The 17137-nt window shown below is 64.7% G+C and carries 9 protein-coding genes and 1 pseudogene; 6 read left to right on the forward strand and 4 right to left on the reverse strand.

Features of this window, described 5'->3' with window-relative positions; all coding sequences use genetic code 11:
- Positions 1-266 precede the first annotated feature (266 nt).
- The 4 genes from ASE72_RS03660 to ASE72_RS20110 all read left to right on the forward strand — a co-directional run bounded on the left by ASE72_RS03660 (position 267) and on the right by ASE72_RS20110 (position 4991).
- A complete protein-coding gene (locus ASE72_RS03660; protein ID WP_056016783.1) occupies positions 267-2069 on the forward strand; it encodes a terminase large subunit domain-containing protein in 1803 nt (600 codons plus the stop codon).
- Positions 2069-3118 (forward strand): phage portal protein, encoded by a 1050-nt coding sequence (locus ASE72_RS03665; RefSeq protein WP_156350091.1) that lies wholly within the window; start codon positions 2069-2071, stop codon positions 3116-3118. Before ASE72_RS03660 ends, ASE72_RS03665 begins: the two co-directional genes overlap by 1 nt.
- Before the next feature lie 149 nt (positions 3119-3267).
- On the forward strand, positions 3268-4074 hold the full coding sequence (locus tag ASE72_RS03670) for a DNA adenine methylase (protein ID WP_056016786.1): 807 nt from the start codon (positions 3268-3270) through the stop codon (positions 4072-4074).
- A gap of 236 nt (positions 4075-4310) precedes the next feature.
- On the forward strand, positions 4311-4991 hold the full coding sequence (locus ASE72_RS20110; RefSeq protein ID WP_156350093.1) for a hypothetical protein: 681 nt from the start codon (positions 4311-4313) through the stop codon (positions 4989-4991).
- Positions 4992-5361: 370 nt separating this feature from the next.
- Here the strand turns inward: ASE72_RS20110 and ASE72_RS21090 are convergent, their stop codons facing one another.
- The 4 genes and pseudogenes from ASE72_RS21090 to ASE72_RS03690 form a co-directional block, all read right to left on the reverse strand.
- The gene (locus ASE72_RS21090; protein WP_327196462.1) at positions 5362-6090 is read right to left on the reverse strand and encodes a DinB/UmuC family translesion DNA polymerase; all 729 of its coding nucleotides are present in this window, start codon (positions 6088-6090) and stop codon (positions 5362-5364) included.
- A 39-nt stretch (positions 6091-6129) separates the two neighbouring features.
- Positions 6130-6525 (reverse strand): annotated as a pseudogene (locus ASE72_RS21010) (Y-family DNA polymerase); the annotation flags it as partial.
- Between the two features lie 125 nt (positions 6526-6650).
- Complete coding sequence (locus ASE72_RS03685; RefSeq protein ID WP_056016791.1) at positions 6651-7607, reverse strand: COG2958 family protein; 957 nt, start codon at positions 7605-7607, stop codon at positions 6651-6653.
- A 60-nt stretch (positions 7608-7667) separates the two neighbouring features.
- Positions 7668-11342: a class I SAM-dependent DNA methyltransferase gene (locus tag ASE72_RS03690; RefSeq protein WP_235532209.1), complete on the reverse strand. Its 3675-nt coding sequence runs from the start codon at positions 11340-11342 to the stop codon at positions 7668-7670.
- Positions 11343-12957: 1615 nt separating this feature from the next.
- Between ASE72_RS03690 and ASE72_RS03700 the strand changes: the two genes are divergently transcribed.
- Together ASE72_RS03700 and ASE72_RS03705 are read left to right on the forward strand one after the other, a co-directional pair.
- The gene (locus tag ASE72_RS03700; RefSeq protein WP_156350095.1) at positions 12958-13377 is read left to right on the forward strand and encodes a hypothetical protein; all 420 of its coding nucleotides are present in this window, start codon (positions 12958-12960) and stop codon (positions 13375-13377) included.
- Complete coding sequence (locus ASE72_RS03705) at positions 13374-17117, forward strand: hypothetical protein (RefSeq protein ID WP_156350097.1); 3744 nt, start codon at positions 13374-13376, stop codon at positions 17115-17117. The genes ASE72_RS03700 and ASE72_RS03705 overlap by 4 nt, the downstream gene beginning before the upstream one ends.
- Positions 17118-17137 lie beyond the last annotated feature (20 nt).

Here is a 17137-nt window from a genome sequence, read left to right on the forward strand (position 1 = left end):
ATTTGAACCGCGATAGCGCTCATAATGGGAATGGCAACAGCACAGCCGGCGAAGAATTACATCGGCGAACAAAAAAATCGGAATTGGACGACATCTTAGATAGCTGGTGCTGAGGCGATCTGTGAAATCCACGCATTGCTGCATCAGGAAGCGGCGATTCCAAAACTGCTTTTATGAACGGCGCCCTCCCAGGGCTCTTGTAGAAACATATTCTACAAGAGCCCTGGGAGGCGGCAAGCATTTGGCCGTGGCTAGGCTCGCCGACGATGTCGATCCTTGCCAACCCTCTCACCCTCCCCGTCGAAGAACGGGTGCGCCCGGCGCGCAGCCTGTACTGGCGTGGCTGGAGCCTCGCGCAGATCGCCGAAGAGCTGGCGGTCAAATACGACACGGTGAAAAGCTGGGCGCGGCGCCACGGCTGGGATGACGCGCCGTCGATCCGCAAGCTGGAGGACTGTCTCGAGACGCGGCTGATGGTGCTGATCTGCAAGGATAAGAAGACCGGCGCCGATTTTACCGAGCTGGATGCGCTGCGCCGCCAAGTCGAGAGTCTGGCCAAGGTGCGCCGCTACGAGGTACCCGGCGGGGATTCGGGCGATCTGAACGACAAGGTCGTCAATCGCAACGCGGGCGAGAAGAAGAAGGCGAAGAAGAACCACTTCACCGCCGACCAAGCGGCCGAGCTGAAGGCGATCTTCCTCGACCAGCTCTATGGCTATCAGGAGGCATGGTTCGCGGCGCTGACGTTCCGCACGCGGATGATCCTCAAATCGCGGCAGATCGGCGCGACCTATTATTTCGCGTTCGAGGCGCTGATTGACGCGATCGAGACCGGCCGCAACCAGATCTTCCTGTCGGCGTCAAAAGCGCAGGCGCACCAGTTCCGCAGCTACATCGTCAGCTTCGCCAAGCTGGTCGGCGTCAGCCTGGCCGGCGACCCGATGCTGATCACCAGCGAACTGCGCCCGGCCGAAGAGGCCGCCGCCGAGCTGCATTTTCTCGGGACCAACTTCCGCACCGCGCAGGGGCGCCACGGCAATTTCTATTTCGACGAGTTCTTCTGGGTCCACAGCTTCGAGGAGCTGAACAAGGTCGCCTCGGGCATGGCGACGCACAGGAAATGGCGGAAAACCTATTTCTCGACGCCGTCGACGATCGCGCATCCTGCCTATCCGTACTGGACCGGCGAGCGCCGCAACAAGCGGCGCCGGAAGGAAAACCGCGTCGAGATCGACGTAAGCCACGCCGCGCTAAAGGACGGCGCGCAGGGGCCCGACCGGGTGTGGCGGCATATCGTCAACATCCGCGACGCCGAGGAGGCCGGCTGCGACCTGTTCGATATCGAGGAACTGGAGGACGAATATGCGCCCGACGAGTTCGCCAATTTGTTCCTGTGCGATTTCGTCGACGACAGCCTGTCGGCGTTCCGCTTCAACGACCTAGTCAAATGCGGCGTCGATACCGTCGAGGAATGGACCGACTATAATCCGGACGCCGAGCGCCCGTTCGGCAACGGCATCGTCTGGGCCAGCTATGATCCGCAGAACAGTGTCGACGGCGACAATGCAGCGCTGGTGATCGCCGCGCCGCCCGCCGAACAGGGCGCGCCGTTCCGGCTGCTGGAAAAGCACCAGCTCCGCGGGCTCGATTTCGAGGAACAGGCGACCTTCATCAAGGGGGTGCCGTCGCGCTACACCTGCACCTTCCTCGCGATCGACGCGACCGGCGTCGGCGCCGGCGTCTACCAGCTGCTCGCCAAACCCGAGGCCGGGCTGCGCGGCGTCACCAAGGTCGAATATTCGCTCGAGGTGAAGGCACAGATGATCATGAAGGCGCAGCACGTCATCGCACGCGGCCGGATGCTGTTCGATGCCGGCTGGCTCGACGTCGTGTCGTCCTTCGTCTCGATCAAGAAGACGCTGACCACCTCGGGGCGCAACGTCACCTTCGAGGCAGGGCGTGGCGGTGACGAGGGTCACGCCGATCTCGCCTGGGCGACAATGCAGCTGCTCAACAACGAACCGCTCGACGGCAAGGAAAAGCCGAAGGCCACCATGGAGATCCTGTAATGGGCAAGGGACGCGCGCGCCGCATGGGTCGCCACGACATTGGCCGGGCCGGTGCGATCGGCATGGCGGGGGCGCCGTCGACCGCGGTCGAAGCGTTTACCTTTGGCGATCCCGAACCGGTCAACAGCCGACGCGAGGTGCTCGATCTGCTCCAGTGCTGGCATAACGGGCGCTGGTACGAACCGCCGATCAGCGTCGAGGGGCTGGCGCGATCGTTCCGCGCGAGCCCGCATCACAGCTCGGCGATCCTGCTCAAACGCAACCTGCTGGTGCGGTCGTTCATGCCGACCGCCTGGCTGTCGCGCGCGACGTTCGAGAAACTGGTGCAGGATTATCTGATCTTCGGCTTCGGCTTTGTCGAGCAACGCCGCAGCGTGCTGGGCGATTTGCTCCGCCTCGACCATGCGCTCGCCAAGTTCACGCGCCGCGGCGTCGAGGAAGGCCACTATTTCTTTGCGCCAGGCGGCGCGATTGAGACCGAGTTCCGGCCGAACAGCGTCATCCAGATCATGCAGCCCGATATCAACCAGGAGCTGTACGGCGTGCCGGAATATCTCTCGGCGCTGCAGTCCGCGCTGTTGAACGAGGCGGCGACGCTGTTCCGCCGCAAATACTACCTCAACGGCAGCCATGCGGGCTTCATCCTGCACGCGACCGGCGAATTCTCCGACGGCGACGTGCAGGCGATCCGCACCGCGCTGAAACAGTCGAAGGGGCCGGGCAATTTCAAGAACCTGTTCGTCCACCAGCCGGGCGGCAAGGATGGCGGGATCAAGATCCTGCCGATCGCGCAGGTCGGCGCCAATGACGAGTTCACCGGGATCAAGAACGCGACGCGCGACGACGTGCTCGCCGCGCACCGCGTGCCGCCTGCGCTGCTCGGGATCGTGCCGGCGCAGGGCTCCAGCCTCGGCAAGCCGAGCGAGGCGGTCGACATGTTCTTCGAGCTGGAAATCGAGCCGATCCAGGCGCGGCTGCTCGACATGAACGCGCAGATTGGCGTCGAGGCGGTCGCCTTCGCGCCGCGCCAGGCGCACGCGCCCGCATAAGAGTTCGACGTCCGGCATAGCCGGGCGGGGGATGCCGGGGTGGAGCCCGGCACACCGACGAGGAGCTTCTCGCCACGACCAACGGCCATCGGCCGTCCCGCACCCGCCCGATTCGGGGGGTGCGGGCCTTATGGAAGCAAGAACGAAAAGTGAACACCCTGAATCTTGTTCGGCCCGTCGCACCCGCCGCGGGCTATATCGGCGGCAAGCGCAATCTGGCCTCGCGCCTCGTCGCGATGATCGAGCGCGTCGAGCACGACGGTTATGCCGAGCCGTTCGTCGGCATGGGCGGCATCTTCCTGCGGCGCCGATCGCGGCCGAAGGTCGAGGTCATCAATGACGTGTCGGGCGACGTCGTGACCTTCTTCCGCGTGCTGCAGCGCCACTACCCCTACATGATCGACATGCTGCGCTTCCGCGTCGCGTCGCGTGCCGAGTTCGAACGGTTGAAGGCGACGCCGCCCGAGACGCTGACCGACCTCGAGCGCGCCTGCCGCTTTCTCTACCTCCAGCGTCTGGCGTTCGGCGGCAAGGTCAACGGCCGGCACTTCGGCGTCGACAAGACGCAGGGCGCGCGGTTCAACGTCACCAAGCTGGAGCCGCTGCTGGCGGACATTCACGAGCGCCTGGCCGGCGTCGTGATCGAGCAGCTCGGCTATGCCGACTTCATCCGGCGCTATGATCGTGCCGGCATGCTGTTCTACCTCGATCCGCCCTATTGGGGCTGCGAGACCGATTACGGGCAGGACGTGTTCGGCCGCGCCGACTTCGACCAGCTCGCCGACCAGCTCGCTGGCATCAAGGGCCACTTCATCCTGTCGATCAACGACACGCCCGGGGCGCGGGCGACGTTCGCGCGGTTTCATGTCGCGACGGCCGAGACGACGTACACGGTCGGGGCCGGCGCCGCGCAGCGCGCGGGCGAGCTGATCGTGTCGAACGTCATCTTCGAGTGAACGCTGCGGGGCGGTGCTTACGCCGTCTCGCCGACGGCGCCTAATCTTCGGCATCCGTGGAGCCTTCTCGCATTCCCAAGTACCGCCGCTCATTCGGCTGGCGTAGCCGCTGCCCAGATTTGAACGAGCTGCGTTCACAAAAGTCGGCAATGCGTCGAGGTGGTACCAAAAAGTTGAGGTTTCGAGATTCCGATGCTTGGATTTAGCGGCTTTGCCATGAGCGGGAATTTCCGCCAATGTCCGGCATGAAGAATCGAAAACGAGCCAGCTTCGCTGGGTCAATTGGAACGATCGTTTCCACGGCCTGGTTAATCCTCACAACGGCTATTTCTGCTGCAAACCTTCCCTCGGACGCGAATGATGCGTGGAAGGCGATTGTAAGCACCTCCCCCTTCTTGCCAGCTGGGCTTGCAGCGTTGTGCGTCGTAACGCTTGTTTGGGCCATTTGGTGGCCCGTCAGCGCCGTTGCACCGGAAGATGCTAGCAATCACAGACCTACAGTGCCCCCCCAGGCAGCCGAAGGGGCGCGTTTCCACACAGACGGATCAGTTTATGCTGGCAGCGGTGGCTCTGGGCAGTTCTTTGGCGGCGGGGGCGGCGGCGGCGGCGGGTTGGAGATCGGCGCTGATGGATCGGTGCGGGCTGGCGGTGGCGGCGGTGGTGGTGGCGTGACCCCCGGAGGTGCTGGTGGTGGTGACCTTGGTGGTGGTGGTGGAGGAGCGTCAGGCATTCCGGCGCACATCGCCAATCAGCCTTATTGGCAGGCAGGCTGGTTCATCTCGCAGCCCACAGACCGGTTTAAAGTCAGTCACGGCGCCATGCCTTCAGACGAATTTGTAAACCAAGAACTCGAAAAGGCAGGCTACCGGTTTAAGTACAGCAAGTCATCGGTCGGCTATACGCTCGAAGAGCGTTAACTTTAGGTCAGACCCATGGCCAGCCTATATAAGGGGCGACTGACGCTGCTACCTGCACTCGCTTAATCCACGTTGGCCGGAAACGTTGGGATCTACCGATGCGAAATGGCGCTGTGTCTAAAGCCCCCTTTCGGCTGCGGTTTTGCTGAGACGCCGACCCTGAAGCAGAAGGTCCGCCTCCGTTCCAAACGGGCTGTATAGAGTGCGGCCCTCCGACCGAGTAAACGTCCAGTTATTTCGATTGCCGTCTGAAACCCGCCAAGCCGCATGCTGCTCTGATCTCGGCCATCCGCGCGCGCCCACGCAATCACGCACGTACTTTCGGCACGTCACGGATGTCGGTTGTCCAGGCAGGCGATTTCATTTCGGATCACATCTTCCACTGCCGCTTAAACCCCCGCGACGCCGTCGTGGCGGCGAACTTTCCAAAGCGGGTGTTGATCTCGTCCAGCGCGCCCATCAGCCGGTCGCGCTTGTCCGTGTCGCCCTCGAACAATGTCCGGGGGCGCATATCTGCCGCGATCAGATCGTCGAGCAGGATGCCGGCCTTGGTGTACGCATAGCCATCGCGCCAGGCGGCCGACGCGCCGCGCTTCGCCGCGGCGATGAGCTCGAGGCTGTCGCTGGTCATCGGGTGCAGCGCGACGGTGCGCGAGCCGGCATATTGCGGCCGGTCGGGTTTGTGTCTGTTGGTGTGGAAGAACGCGGTCAGCCGGCCCGCGACGAGCCCATGCGACCGAAGCTTCTCGCCCGCCCGCATCGCATATTGCGTAAGCGCGCCGAACAGGGTGTGGAAGTCGTGCACTGGCGTGCCGAACGAGCGCGTGACCGCCATGCCCTTGCGTTTCGGAGCGATGGTCTCAACCGCATCCGACGGGACGCCCCGCAGCTCACCGACCAGACGCTCGAGCACAACAGTGCCGACCGCGCGCGCCTGCTTCATTGGCATGTCGCGCAGCGCGCCGGCATTGCCGATGCCGAGCGCCAGCAGCTTTCGTGCCGTCGCGCCGCCAACGCCCCCGACGTCCTCGACCGGAAACCGGTACATGACCCATCTGCGAACCGCATCGTCGCGCAGATCGGCCACGCCGTCGAACATCGGGTTCTTCTTGGCTGCGGCGTTGCCGAGCTCCGCCAGCGTCTTGGTGTCGCCGATGCCGACGCAGGTGGGGATCGTCGTCCACTGGCGCACCTGGGCGCGCATCGCGTTGACGTGCGCGACCAGGTCGCGGTTCTCGAAGCCGGTCAGGTCGAGGAACGGCTCGTCGATCGAGTAGATCTCGAAGTCCCGCGCGAAGGCATCGCACGCCGCGACGACCCGCCGCTGCATGTCGCCGTACAAGGTATAGTTCGTCGACAACACGCGGATCCCGTGCGCGCGGATCTTGTCGCGCAGCAGGTGGACGGGCTCGCCCATCTTGATGCCCAGCGCCTTGGCCTCTGCCGAACGGGCGACTGCGCACCCGTCATTGTTCGACAGCACGATCACCGGCACCCCGATCAAGCTGCTGTCGAACGCGCGCTCGCACGAGACATAGTAGTGATCGGCCCGCTCACGAGCCTAAGGCGTGGTGCTTTTTGAGCCGGCTTTCTCACGGTGCAGTTCGGTGCACCTTGAGCATCGAAACGGGATAACGACGTCAACCAACTTACAGCCAGTCAGACCTGCCATTCCCCGGGTTTGGCAGTACCGGTGCGGTGAAACTCCCACAGGCGCCGTATTACGGCTTGAAAGTCTGCATTCTCGGATGCCAAGCGGTCGCAATTCGCCCAATCCACCTCAGCCCTCTCTCGAGCAGGGATGAGCACTTCGCTTTCGGACGGGTTGTCCGGGTCGATCCGGATCAAGCCGACACCATGAAGCGAGCTGAGAATTCGCAGCTCCTTGATGGTATCGGAGCCTTCGATCTCCATCGCGGCAAGATAGGCGAAATTTGCCCAGGATGAGTTCGACACCGCCTGAAAATATGCCTCTCTGACGTTCGAGCGATTCAGAAGGAGCTTCACCTCGAGCGACCAGAGCCGAAATTTGCGCGCGCCCACCTCGGAAACGCAATCGCGAATTTCCTTGGTCCAGCCTTGGGACAGGTCCTCCATCGCGACGATGTCGGGATAAAGCCATCTGTTGCCCTGCGGTCCCCGCTTATTGGACGATCTCTTCTCGTCGATCCTCTGGACGTACAGCCTGGACTCGGTCTGGAGAAAATCTCCAAGTTTTGCGTACAGATCCGCTTCGTAGATGACGGACGTAGGTTCGCTCGTGGTTTCTGCGGCGATGCCCGGTGCTGCTGGCGCAACATGGACGCCACGTTCCTCGACGGTAGTGGCTTCCTCGTCCTCGGTGCTTTCGGTCCAGTAAAACAGCCTGGGCCGAACTTCGACGGTCCTGATCTGCGGATTTGATTTCGTGATCTGAGGGCGGTTGCTGCCAATCTCGGCAACCAATTGTTGCAGGAGATCCGCTTCATTGTGGAGCGCCGCGCTGCGCTCCAGTTTCGCCTGGCACTCTTCGGGGTATGTCGCGAAGATCCATTCGGCGATCTCGCGCGCCTTGAATCGCTGGCCTGGGCTGCGTCGAAGGCATTCAGCCACGGCTCGGGCGAGTTTCAACGCCATAATGCTTCCTCCGTCACGCTGCGCGTCCCTATGACCCGATTATCGGCGCAACCAGAGGAATCACGCGGCGCGCCTCAGCGTGTAGCGACCATCGTCGACCGCGACATGGCCGAGCCTGACCAGCGCGGCGAGCGTTGCGGCGATGCGCGGTTCGGTTTTCATCCCTTGCGCGTACCGGCGCGCAATGTCCGCGCTGGTGAAGCCGGACGCGCCGCGCAGATCGGCGAGGACGGCCGCGGTCTGGCCGATCGCGTCGCGCGGGAAGGCGGGCTTCCTGGTCGCGGCGACGGGCAGCAGCGCCTCGATCTGCTGGTCCTGCACCTTTGGCGCGAGCAGGGTGACGCCGGCACGGCGCAGCTGATAGTCGGGGCGCAGCCAGCGGACCTTGCCGGCCTTTTCCTCGGCATGACGTTCCGCATTGAGCGCGACGAGGCGGGTGACGATCGCCTCGTCGCCAAGGTCGCGCGGCCAGCCATAGGCGTCGGCGACTGCGGCATCGATCCGGTCGTGCAGCTCGGCAATGATGTCGACGCGGCCGCGGCGGCGCTGGTCCTGCTCGACCGCGGTGAACGGCCCGTGCTGGCGCAGCTTCTCGCGCAGATTGTAGAGGCCGGTGAGCGTCAGGTCGGTATGTTCGGCGAGCACCTCTTTGCGCGTCGCGTCGAGTTCCTCGGCGAGATCGCCGATGATCGTGCGCTGCCCGGGGGTGGCGTCGGGGAAGGGGAACGGGTCGAAGCTGGACGTTTTCACATAGACGGCGGGTCGATCGAAAACGCCGATCATTCCTGCGTTTGCTAAGTACCAACTGGCATGAATTTGCGAGTGAACGACTCCAAGCGAAGTCGGATCGCCTAACGCCAGACAAATCAATTTATTGTCAGGCAACACGCTGGCGTCCAGGAACTGGAAGACGCGGTGTTTCGCCGTTTCAACGGTTACCACGTATCGTGGTATTCCTTCGAGCGCAGGTCTCAGTTCGCCACGAGGTTCGCCAAAGATCCACCAGTTATCACGGTAGCTTGCTCTATTGTTGAGACCTCGTTCTGGTTTTACCGTCGTTAGCAGATGCTGATACACTTCCGGATAGCGACGACGTACATCAATCTCGGTTAAACCGAACAGGTCGATAACCAACTGTGCGCGCGAGCGGGCCATCAGATCGCGCCTGTTACGATAAGGGCGGATATGTCGTTCCAAGCCCTCTCGCTGATTAAGCCCAAAGTGCTCCGCCTCGACGCGTGAGACGATGAAACCAGCACCGTGGAGCTTAACGCCTGGCGAGCAAATCCAATTGTTAGCCAGCAGCGACGTCGCGCGTGTCACATCCGGGCCGACACTGAGATCAGAGTGTATCTCTCCCTCTGTTGCGGACATCTCAATTTTTGGAGCGTCGGTGTCGAGTCCGCTTTCCTGCGTCACGTGATATAGGATGCCCTCACGTGAGCCGGCCTCGGCGACTGTCATCGCGATCCGTACGGCTGCCGCGTCGCGTGTCGCTTTGGTCCAGGGATGATCGGGGACTGCCATTGCCAGACTGATCGGCTGGCGCGCGTCCATCCGCGCCGCCATCACGCGGCGACTGAATTCCATCGTGATCGAATTGGTGGTGACGAAGCCGAAGCGCTTGAGCCGCGTGCCCTTCTCGGTCAGCCGCTCGGCGGCGCGGTCCCACCAGTACATCACGAAATCGGCGGACTTGTTGATCTTCGGGTGCGCCTTCCACAACGCGGTCGCATAGCCGTGTCCGAGCCGGGCGCGGACGTCCTTGCCGCCGATGAAGGGCGGGTTGCCGACGATGTAATCCGCCTCCGGCCAGTCGGGCCGGCGCGGGTTGGGATATTCGTCGAACGTCCCGTCGTCGCGCAGCCGCCCATCGTCATGCTTCAGCACCGCGTCCATCGGGGTGATGTTGGTGAGGCGTTCGAGCACCGGGTCGGCGATCTGCCCGCCGTTGCGCATCTGCCATTGCAGATAGCCGAGCCACAGCACGAGCTCGGCGATCGCGGCGGCGCGCGGGTTGAGCTCGAGCCCGAGGAAGTTACGCGGGTGGACGGTCGCGGTCTCGAGCGCGAGCGCCTCCTGCCCGCCGAGATCGGCGAGCACTTCGAGCACATCGCCTTCGAGCCGCTTCATCAGTTCGAGCGCGACATAGAGAAAATTGCCGGTGCCGCACGCCGGATCGAGGATCTTCGTGCCCGCCAGCTTTTCGTGGAAGTCATGCACCGCGCGGATCGCGCCGCGCGGATCGGCGCCGCGCTCGCGCTCGACGGTGCCGAGCACTTCGGTCTCCCATTCGCGCTGGAGCGGCTCGATGATCGTTGCGATAACGAGCCGCTCGACATAGGCGCGCGGCGTGTAATGCGCGCCCAGACGCTTGCGCTCGACCGGATCGAGCGCCTGTTCGAGCAGGGTGCCGAAGATCGCGGGCTCGACCTCGGTCCAGACGTGCCTGGCCGCTTCGTACAGCTCGCCGATCTCCTCCTTGTGGAGCGGGATGGCGGTGCGATCGGCGAACAGGCCGCCGTTAAATTTCCGGATTTCCTTGCGGAGCAGCTCCGAGAACCGAGCGCCTTTGTCCATGTCACGCCACAAGCCTTCGAGCATCGGCGCGAAGCTTGCCGGATTGTCTCGAGCCTCGCCCAACATCACGGTGAAGCTCCCTTCTGGCAGCAGCTTGGTATCCTCGGCGAACATCGTGAACAGGCAACGCATCAGAAAATGCGCGACGGGTTCGGGCTGATAGCCGCGTTCCTCGAGCATCTTGCTGACATGCGCGAGCCGCTTCGCGATGTCGCGGGTGACGACGGCGGCGTGTCTGGCGGGATCGAGACTGTGCGGATCGAGCCAGATCGCGCGGAGGCGGTCGCGGATCTTGGGGTCGCGCAGATCGCTCAGATAGATACGGAACCCGGCGCGATCGGGAAACTGGCGGTAATTTTTTCCCTGGCCGGAAAAGTCGGCGAAAACCTCGATCGCATGGCCGACATCGACGACCAGAATGAAGGGCGGCCAGCCATGGTCGGGGGGAAGCGCGCGCGCATATTGTTCGGCCTGCTCGCGGGCGTTGCGCATCAGTACGTCCCAGCCCCGCTGCGCGCTGCGGCGGCCGCGCGCCTGTGGCGCGGCGAAGCCCGGCAGGACGGTCTGCTCGGGGAGTGCGACCTCCTTCGCGCCGCCGAGTTCGCGGCTCTGCTTTGCTTCGAGCACGAAGCTGCCGCGCTTGTAGAGATCGATCCGGCCATGGCCGGATTTCCCGGCCTCGTCGTGGAACGTCACGGCACGCTCGAAGACGTAATCATTCCGGTGTCGTGTTGCCGCGGCGGGTTCCGGCTGGGGCAGGTCGAGCAGGCTGCACAGCTCGGTCAGGAAGAGGGGAAAGTTCGCCCGCTCGGCGCCGCCCTCGTTTGACACCCAACGCGCGACGAACCGTTCAAGTGTTTCGTTTTCCCCCATGACACTTGGTCTAGGGTCAGCGGTTCGCGGGCGGCAAACGAATACTCGTAGAGATTGAGCTAGTATTTGGCTGCGACGAGAAAAGAACGCTGTTTTGGCAGTATAAAACTTGCGATCTCTATTTGGGCAATTTCTAGTTTTTGTTATTCGCGACGCAATCCCGCAATTAATTGGGCTCGCATAGCCGGCATTTGCCAGCCGACCTCGCTGCACGCGAATCGCGTTATCATCGGACGCTGCCCGAAACCACGCATCCTCCCCAGGATGCACGGGACGGCGCAAGCCGGCACGCTCGCCCGCGGTCGCTGGATGCTGAACCCGTTGGGTTCGGGGCCTCGGGGGCTGAGTGGAGCCGCAAACCTGCGCACGCCAACGGCGTTCCTCTTATATTTAACCTTGCAGGGATAGGTTCTGACCACCCGGTGAATTCGCGTTACTAAGGTCAACGCGCCGCCCCAGCGAAGCAAGGGCCTTGGCAAGAGGCGACTCGTTACCGGTCCGGAAAGCGGCCGGGTCCTCGGCGGAGACGGTCGCCAGCATCGCCGCCGTCCGAACGGAGACCAGTCGGGTGCGCCAGCTTTCCGCTTTCATTCGCCCCGTCGCAGTCCCGCATCCTTGCATAGGTGCAGGCGCATAGTTGCGTCTGCGGGTTTCCGGGGCCTGCGACAGCGCGCGAGCGGCGCGGCGGTCGAATACTCCGTTTTGAAACTAATTCAGTCGTCACCGACCAGGTCGACGGGGAATTATATCTCCCTTATCATCGCCATCGAATGCCCGCTCGGCAATTGACCCCGATGCCTTCCAGAAAGTCTTGGGGTTTACCGCCGTTATGGCGCCAACTCCGATTTTCCGGATTTCACGACGCGCTATCCTTGCCGCTCATTCGACGAACTCCACCATGTCGTCGGATCTGACGGGTCTGCGCGTGACAGTGCGTCGCACGCGGTCATTTGGGAGGGCAGCATGAAGACGTCTGACACCGATACGCAGTTCGTGAGCTTGGCAACTGGCGCCAACCTTCCATCTTCCAATCCGCAGTTCGCCAATCTGTCGTTTAACATCACCTCTGCGGCACTCTTCATAGCCGGCACCAACCCGACGGTGCAGGTGCAGATCCTCCTCGGAGCCGAGCCCATGTGGACTGTTCAGGTCAGCCAGAATAGCCGAGCGTCGCCTGTGCGAGCGATCAGAAACTTGGTTCGGCGACACTCACGGCAGGCTCGTCCGTCTCGCTGCAACTGGTCGGGCCGGCCATCATCGTCAGCTTCTCGGGCACGCTTATCGATGGCGCGAGCGAATCGACCTGCACGGGCCAGCAGATCGCGACGTTCCAGACCAGTACGCAAGCAACCGACGCATAAGACCGGCGTGGGCCTGAAGCGCCCCCGATGCGACGTTACCGTGTCCGGCCCAGGCCATGGCGGGATCGTGTCCCGTCTCGTCCTTGGCGTCATGCTGTCGGCGACGGCAGCGGTGGGAGCGGCGGGGGCAGCGGGGGCAGCGGCGGATATCGCGATCACGCGCTGCGCGACCTGCGTGCCCCCCGGGCCGCCGGTCGATGCGGGATCTCGCGTCCGGCGCGACATCCTGCCGGCCGTTTTCGAGATCGTCCTCGATCCGGCGGTCGCGCGGGCCACGGTAACCGTGTTCTTGGGGGAGGCGACGATGAACGGGATCATGATCGACTATCGCAACCCGGTCGCACCGTTCAGCGTGGGTGCCGGCGGTTGCAGCATGACCGGGACGGTGATGTTGCGGCTCAACGACACGCCGAACGTCTCCGCACTCTATATCGACGGCGTGGTTTCGGGATCCCCCGATCCCGCGAAATGCACGGCGACCGCGCGGCGCGCGGCGCGCGGCGTGGGGCCCGACGCGCGCGTTTCGCGGCGACCTTGTGCAATGGCGCACGCCGGTCGCGATCACGGTGCTGCGCGACCGGCATCTCCTCACCGCCAGCGTTGCGATCGAGGTCGACGTCGTCCAGCAGACCGGCGGTGACCAGGCGATACTGCTGTCGCTGTTCAACGGCGCACAGCGGATCTGGAGCACGCCGGTGACGAGCGCGGGTGCGGTAACGCTCACGCAGGATGTCGCGATGGGCGAGATCGTCGTCCGCAAGGGCGCACGCTTCACGATCACCCTGCCCTCTGCGCTCAGCCAGGGGCAACTCATCGCGCAGGATCTGACGATCGTAACGGGCACGACGATCGTCGACGCGAGCGGCGTCCTGTCGAGCTGGCCCGTCGCGCCCGCCCCCGCGCCACCCGGCAACCGCAGCGTCCCGCCGGCGACGGCACCAAGCGGCGTGCAGTGACGATGGTTCCGGCGCAGGCCGTCTTCATCCCCTGTGGACCGGGCGTCTATGCCCTCCAGGCAGAGGGGGCCGACGCCGCCTATGGCTGGGTCGGCTATGCGCTTGGCGCTCAGGACCAGCCCCCTGCCAACCAGCCGATCACGCTTTCGGACGCCTTCAACCGCTATCAGGGCAGCTACATCTTTGCATCTGCGATGCCCAGCACCGCGGGCATGAACGGGCTCCAGGCCAACATCCGGGCATTTCTGCGGCAGATCGACCAGTCGGCGGCCCGCGGCCTGATCTGGCTGCCCGATCCGACGCTGGCAAACCCGCTGCCGGGGAACGCACCGGGCCGCTTCGCCATCACCTTTCTCCGGAGCTTGTCGGGCATCCAGGCGGTCGAGAATTTCAGCCTGTGGCTCGGCCCGAACAATGGCTTCACCTTTTCCGTCGGGCAGAACAGCCAGATCGGCTGGAGCGACGCGAACCAGGCGGTCACGTTCTCGGGAAAGACGGGCTATTCCTACATCGATCCGCCGAGCGGCATTCCCGGCGATGCGGGGCTGCTCGTGCAGTCCAATCCCACCGGCGACGATGTCGACATGATCCTGCCGCTGACCGGCCCGCGTGCCGGCGCGTTCGTGCTGACGACGCGGATGACGCCCTCGACCACCTTTCCCACGCTGCAGCCGGGCGTGGGGTTCTGGGCCAATGCTGCGGGCACCGATATCGCGGCGTGCTTTCCCGTCCTCGATGCCGCAACCGTCGATCCAGCCGCGTCGGTCTTGCTCGCGACCGTGCTCGATCCGCTCGATCCGCTCAACCTCGCGCTGCCGACGACAGGCCCGGTCACGCTCGACGGGGGGCAGCTGCGCACCGGTTTCGCGGTAACCGGCGTCGCGCCTGCGTGGACCAGCTGGTTTCGCACCCTCGACGGACGCGCCATCGCGCTCACCCCGCTTGAGGGCGAAAGCGTCGGCGCCTTTGATGGCCCGCCCGATCACGGCGGCGGGTTCGCGTTCATGGCGCAACATGCCGGGACCGGCATCCCCGCGCCGAACGCGGGGGCGTTCGCGCTGACGCTGGCGGGCGATTACGGGCTCGCGACGGAAGGCATGGCGCCGGGCTGTGCGGGACAGACGCTGCTGCCGGGGCTGTTCGGATCGGAGCGGTTCAGCTTCACCGGCTGGGATCCGGACCAGCCCGACGCCGGATCGCGGCTCCGCTTCCTTACGGCGCAACCGGCCTATGCGCCGGTCTTCCCGTTTCCAGCGGCGACGATGACTAATCTGGAGCACGGCATGGTCGCGGCACAGCGGTTGACGGGCACCTATCGTACCGCCTGGGCGAGTCTCATCGGCCCCTCCCCGCTCTATCAGGCCGAGCCGGATGGCGGCGCCTATTATGGCGGCGCGCCGTTGGGTGCCGCGGGGTCGGATGGTACGGCGTCGCGCGGCACGCCCTTGCTTGGATCGGCGCCGCCCGCGACATCGGTGCCGCAGCAGCCGGGCTTTTCCGTGCCGATCGCGCCCTATGCCGCCTATGTCCCCGATCCGACCGGATGGAACGCTGCGGGCGGCACCGCGAGCGCGGTCGGGGCCTTTGAAAGCCAGATTCTGTCGGCCACGCGCAAGACGATCCTCGGCGGCGCGCGCTCGGCGGCGCGCGCCGCGCGTGCGCTCCGGCGCGAAAGGCGGCTCGCCGCGGATGGCGTTGGCGACGCCCCCGCCGGCAGCTGGACCACCACTCGCCAGGGACTGCTCGCGCAGGTTGCCGCGACCGAAGGCGCCACCGATCTGCTCGCGGTGGCGCTGGCGCAATATCAGCCGCGTGACGGCGGTTCGCTGACCACCCTGGGCTTTACCGCCCCGACCGCGACGCTTCAGGACGCGCTCCAGACGAGCCAGTTGTTCGCGGTCGCGGTCAACGCGGAGCCGCTCGCCAGCTTCTCGCAGACGCTCGACATCGCCGACTGGCAATTCGACGTCGCGGTCGGCGAGGGCGTGCGGCCGATCGACTACAGCAATATCCTGCTGCTGAAATATTGCGATGGCCCGCTGATCGACTGGGCGCGGAACCCCAACACCTGGGTCGACCCGCTCGAGTTCTCGTTGCTGTCAGGGATGGATCCCGCGTTCGGCTATACCAGCGTGTCGACCTGGCTCGTGGCCTATCTCGAGGCTGCCATCGCCTCGAGCAAGACCTGCCCGCTTTACGCCAATATCGCAGCGATCGCGACGCAGGCGGATTGGCGGGGGTTCCTCGCCCTGCGCGCCTCGCTCCCGCCAGCGTCGGCGCTGCCCCCGCAGATCGCCGGGCTGGCCGCGGGGATCGATCCGAGTCGGCTTTATGCGCATCATTTCGGCGCGACGCTCAGCCGTGTGACGCTTGCCCCCGATCCGGGCACCGGCGCGCCGCCGACCGCAGCGCTGACGATCGACGGCGTCTCCAGCCTGTTCGGTCTGATCGACTATCAGGACCCGCTCTATCTCGCGTCGATCGCGGCGGGGAGCGATCCCGACACGCCGCTCGCGATCGATACCGACGACGCGTTCGGGTTCCGCGTCCTCAATCTGCAGGCGCTGTTCGTCAATGCGCGGATGACCAGTTTCGAGAGCCGGATCCAGCTCTCGATCAACGAACTGTTCGGTGCCCCGGTGACCGCGACGCGCCGCGCGGCGCCGGATGCCGGGTATAATCCGGTCGATCCCACCTTCCCCGACGCGTGGCAGGCGTCCGAGGGGAACGGCGTTGTGCTGGCCGGCAGCGCGGTCAGTCAGAACGGCAAGACCGCCTATGTCTTCCGGCAGACGCGGCCCGTCCTGTTCGCCATCGACACGCCCGCGTTGAACGCGATCACGCTGTCACGCGTGCAGTTCGACACGCTCGGCGTGTCCGACGACATCTGGCCGTCGGGCACGGTGCCGACGATCACCAGCCGCTTCCTGCTGTGGGGTACGTTCGATTTTCCGCTGCTCGACGCCCAGGTCAGCACGCCGACGGGCGATCGCAGCATCGGCTACGACATCCTGTCGTTCGGCTCGCAGGCCGGGGCGCCGCCGGGTCCCGGTCTGGCCTATTCCAACCTTCAGCTCACCATGAGCAGCCCGCTGGCAACGCCGACGCAGAGCGCGTTCGCGTTCGATCCCTCCAATATCGCCTTCGATCTCGGCGCGAGCACGCCGCGCGCGTCGAGCCTGTTTTCGAGCATGGCGCTGCAGCTGCAGAGCTTCATTGCCGCGCCCGACGGCGCGACGCCGCTCGACCACGGCTTCCTGACGGTTGCCCCCGAGGGACCGACGCTGGCGGCGCTGAGCGGCGGTTGGTACGGCATCGTCTACAAGGTCAATATGGGCGGCCCGGGTACGCTGGTTGCCGACGCCGGCTTCAGTTCGCAGCTGCTGGTGGCATGGTCGCCGATCGCGGGCACCCCGCCCGCCCTGTTCGTCGGCATCAGCCTCCCCGGCGCGGCACCGGGCGCAAGCATGTTCAGCCTGCAGGGCGTGATCGACGTCACCACCGGCCCGATCACGCTGCTGCAACCGGTCGCGGGACAGTTCTCGATCAAGCTTGCCGATATCGGCGTGACCTTCCTCGGGGTGAAGAAGATTCCCGACGGCACCATCCACTTCTTCCTGTTCGGCGACCCCGGCGGCGGCAGCCTGGGCTGGTACGCCGCCTACAATTCGGCCTCGGGGGCGATTGCGGCAGCCGGCGATGTCGCGGCGATCGCGGCGCGGTCCGAGGTGGTGCGATGAGCCGGGTCGACGCCCTGTGC

Source organism: Sphingomonas sp. Leaf20 (genome assembly GCF_001421535.1).
In the GTDB taxonomy this organism is placed as follows: domain Bacteria; phylum Pseudomonadota; class Alphaproteobacteria; order Sphingomonadales; family Sphingomonadaceae; genus Sphingomonas.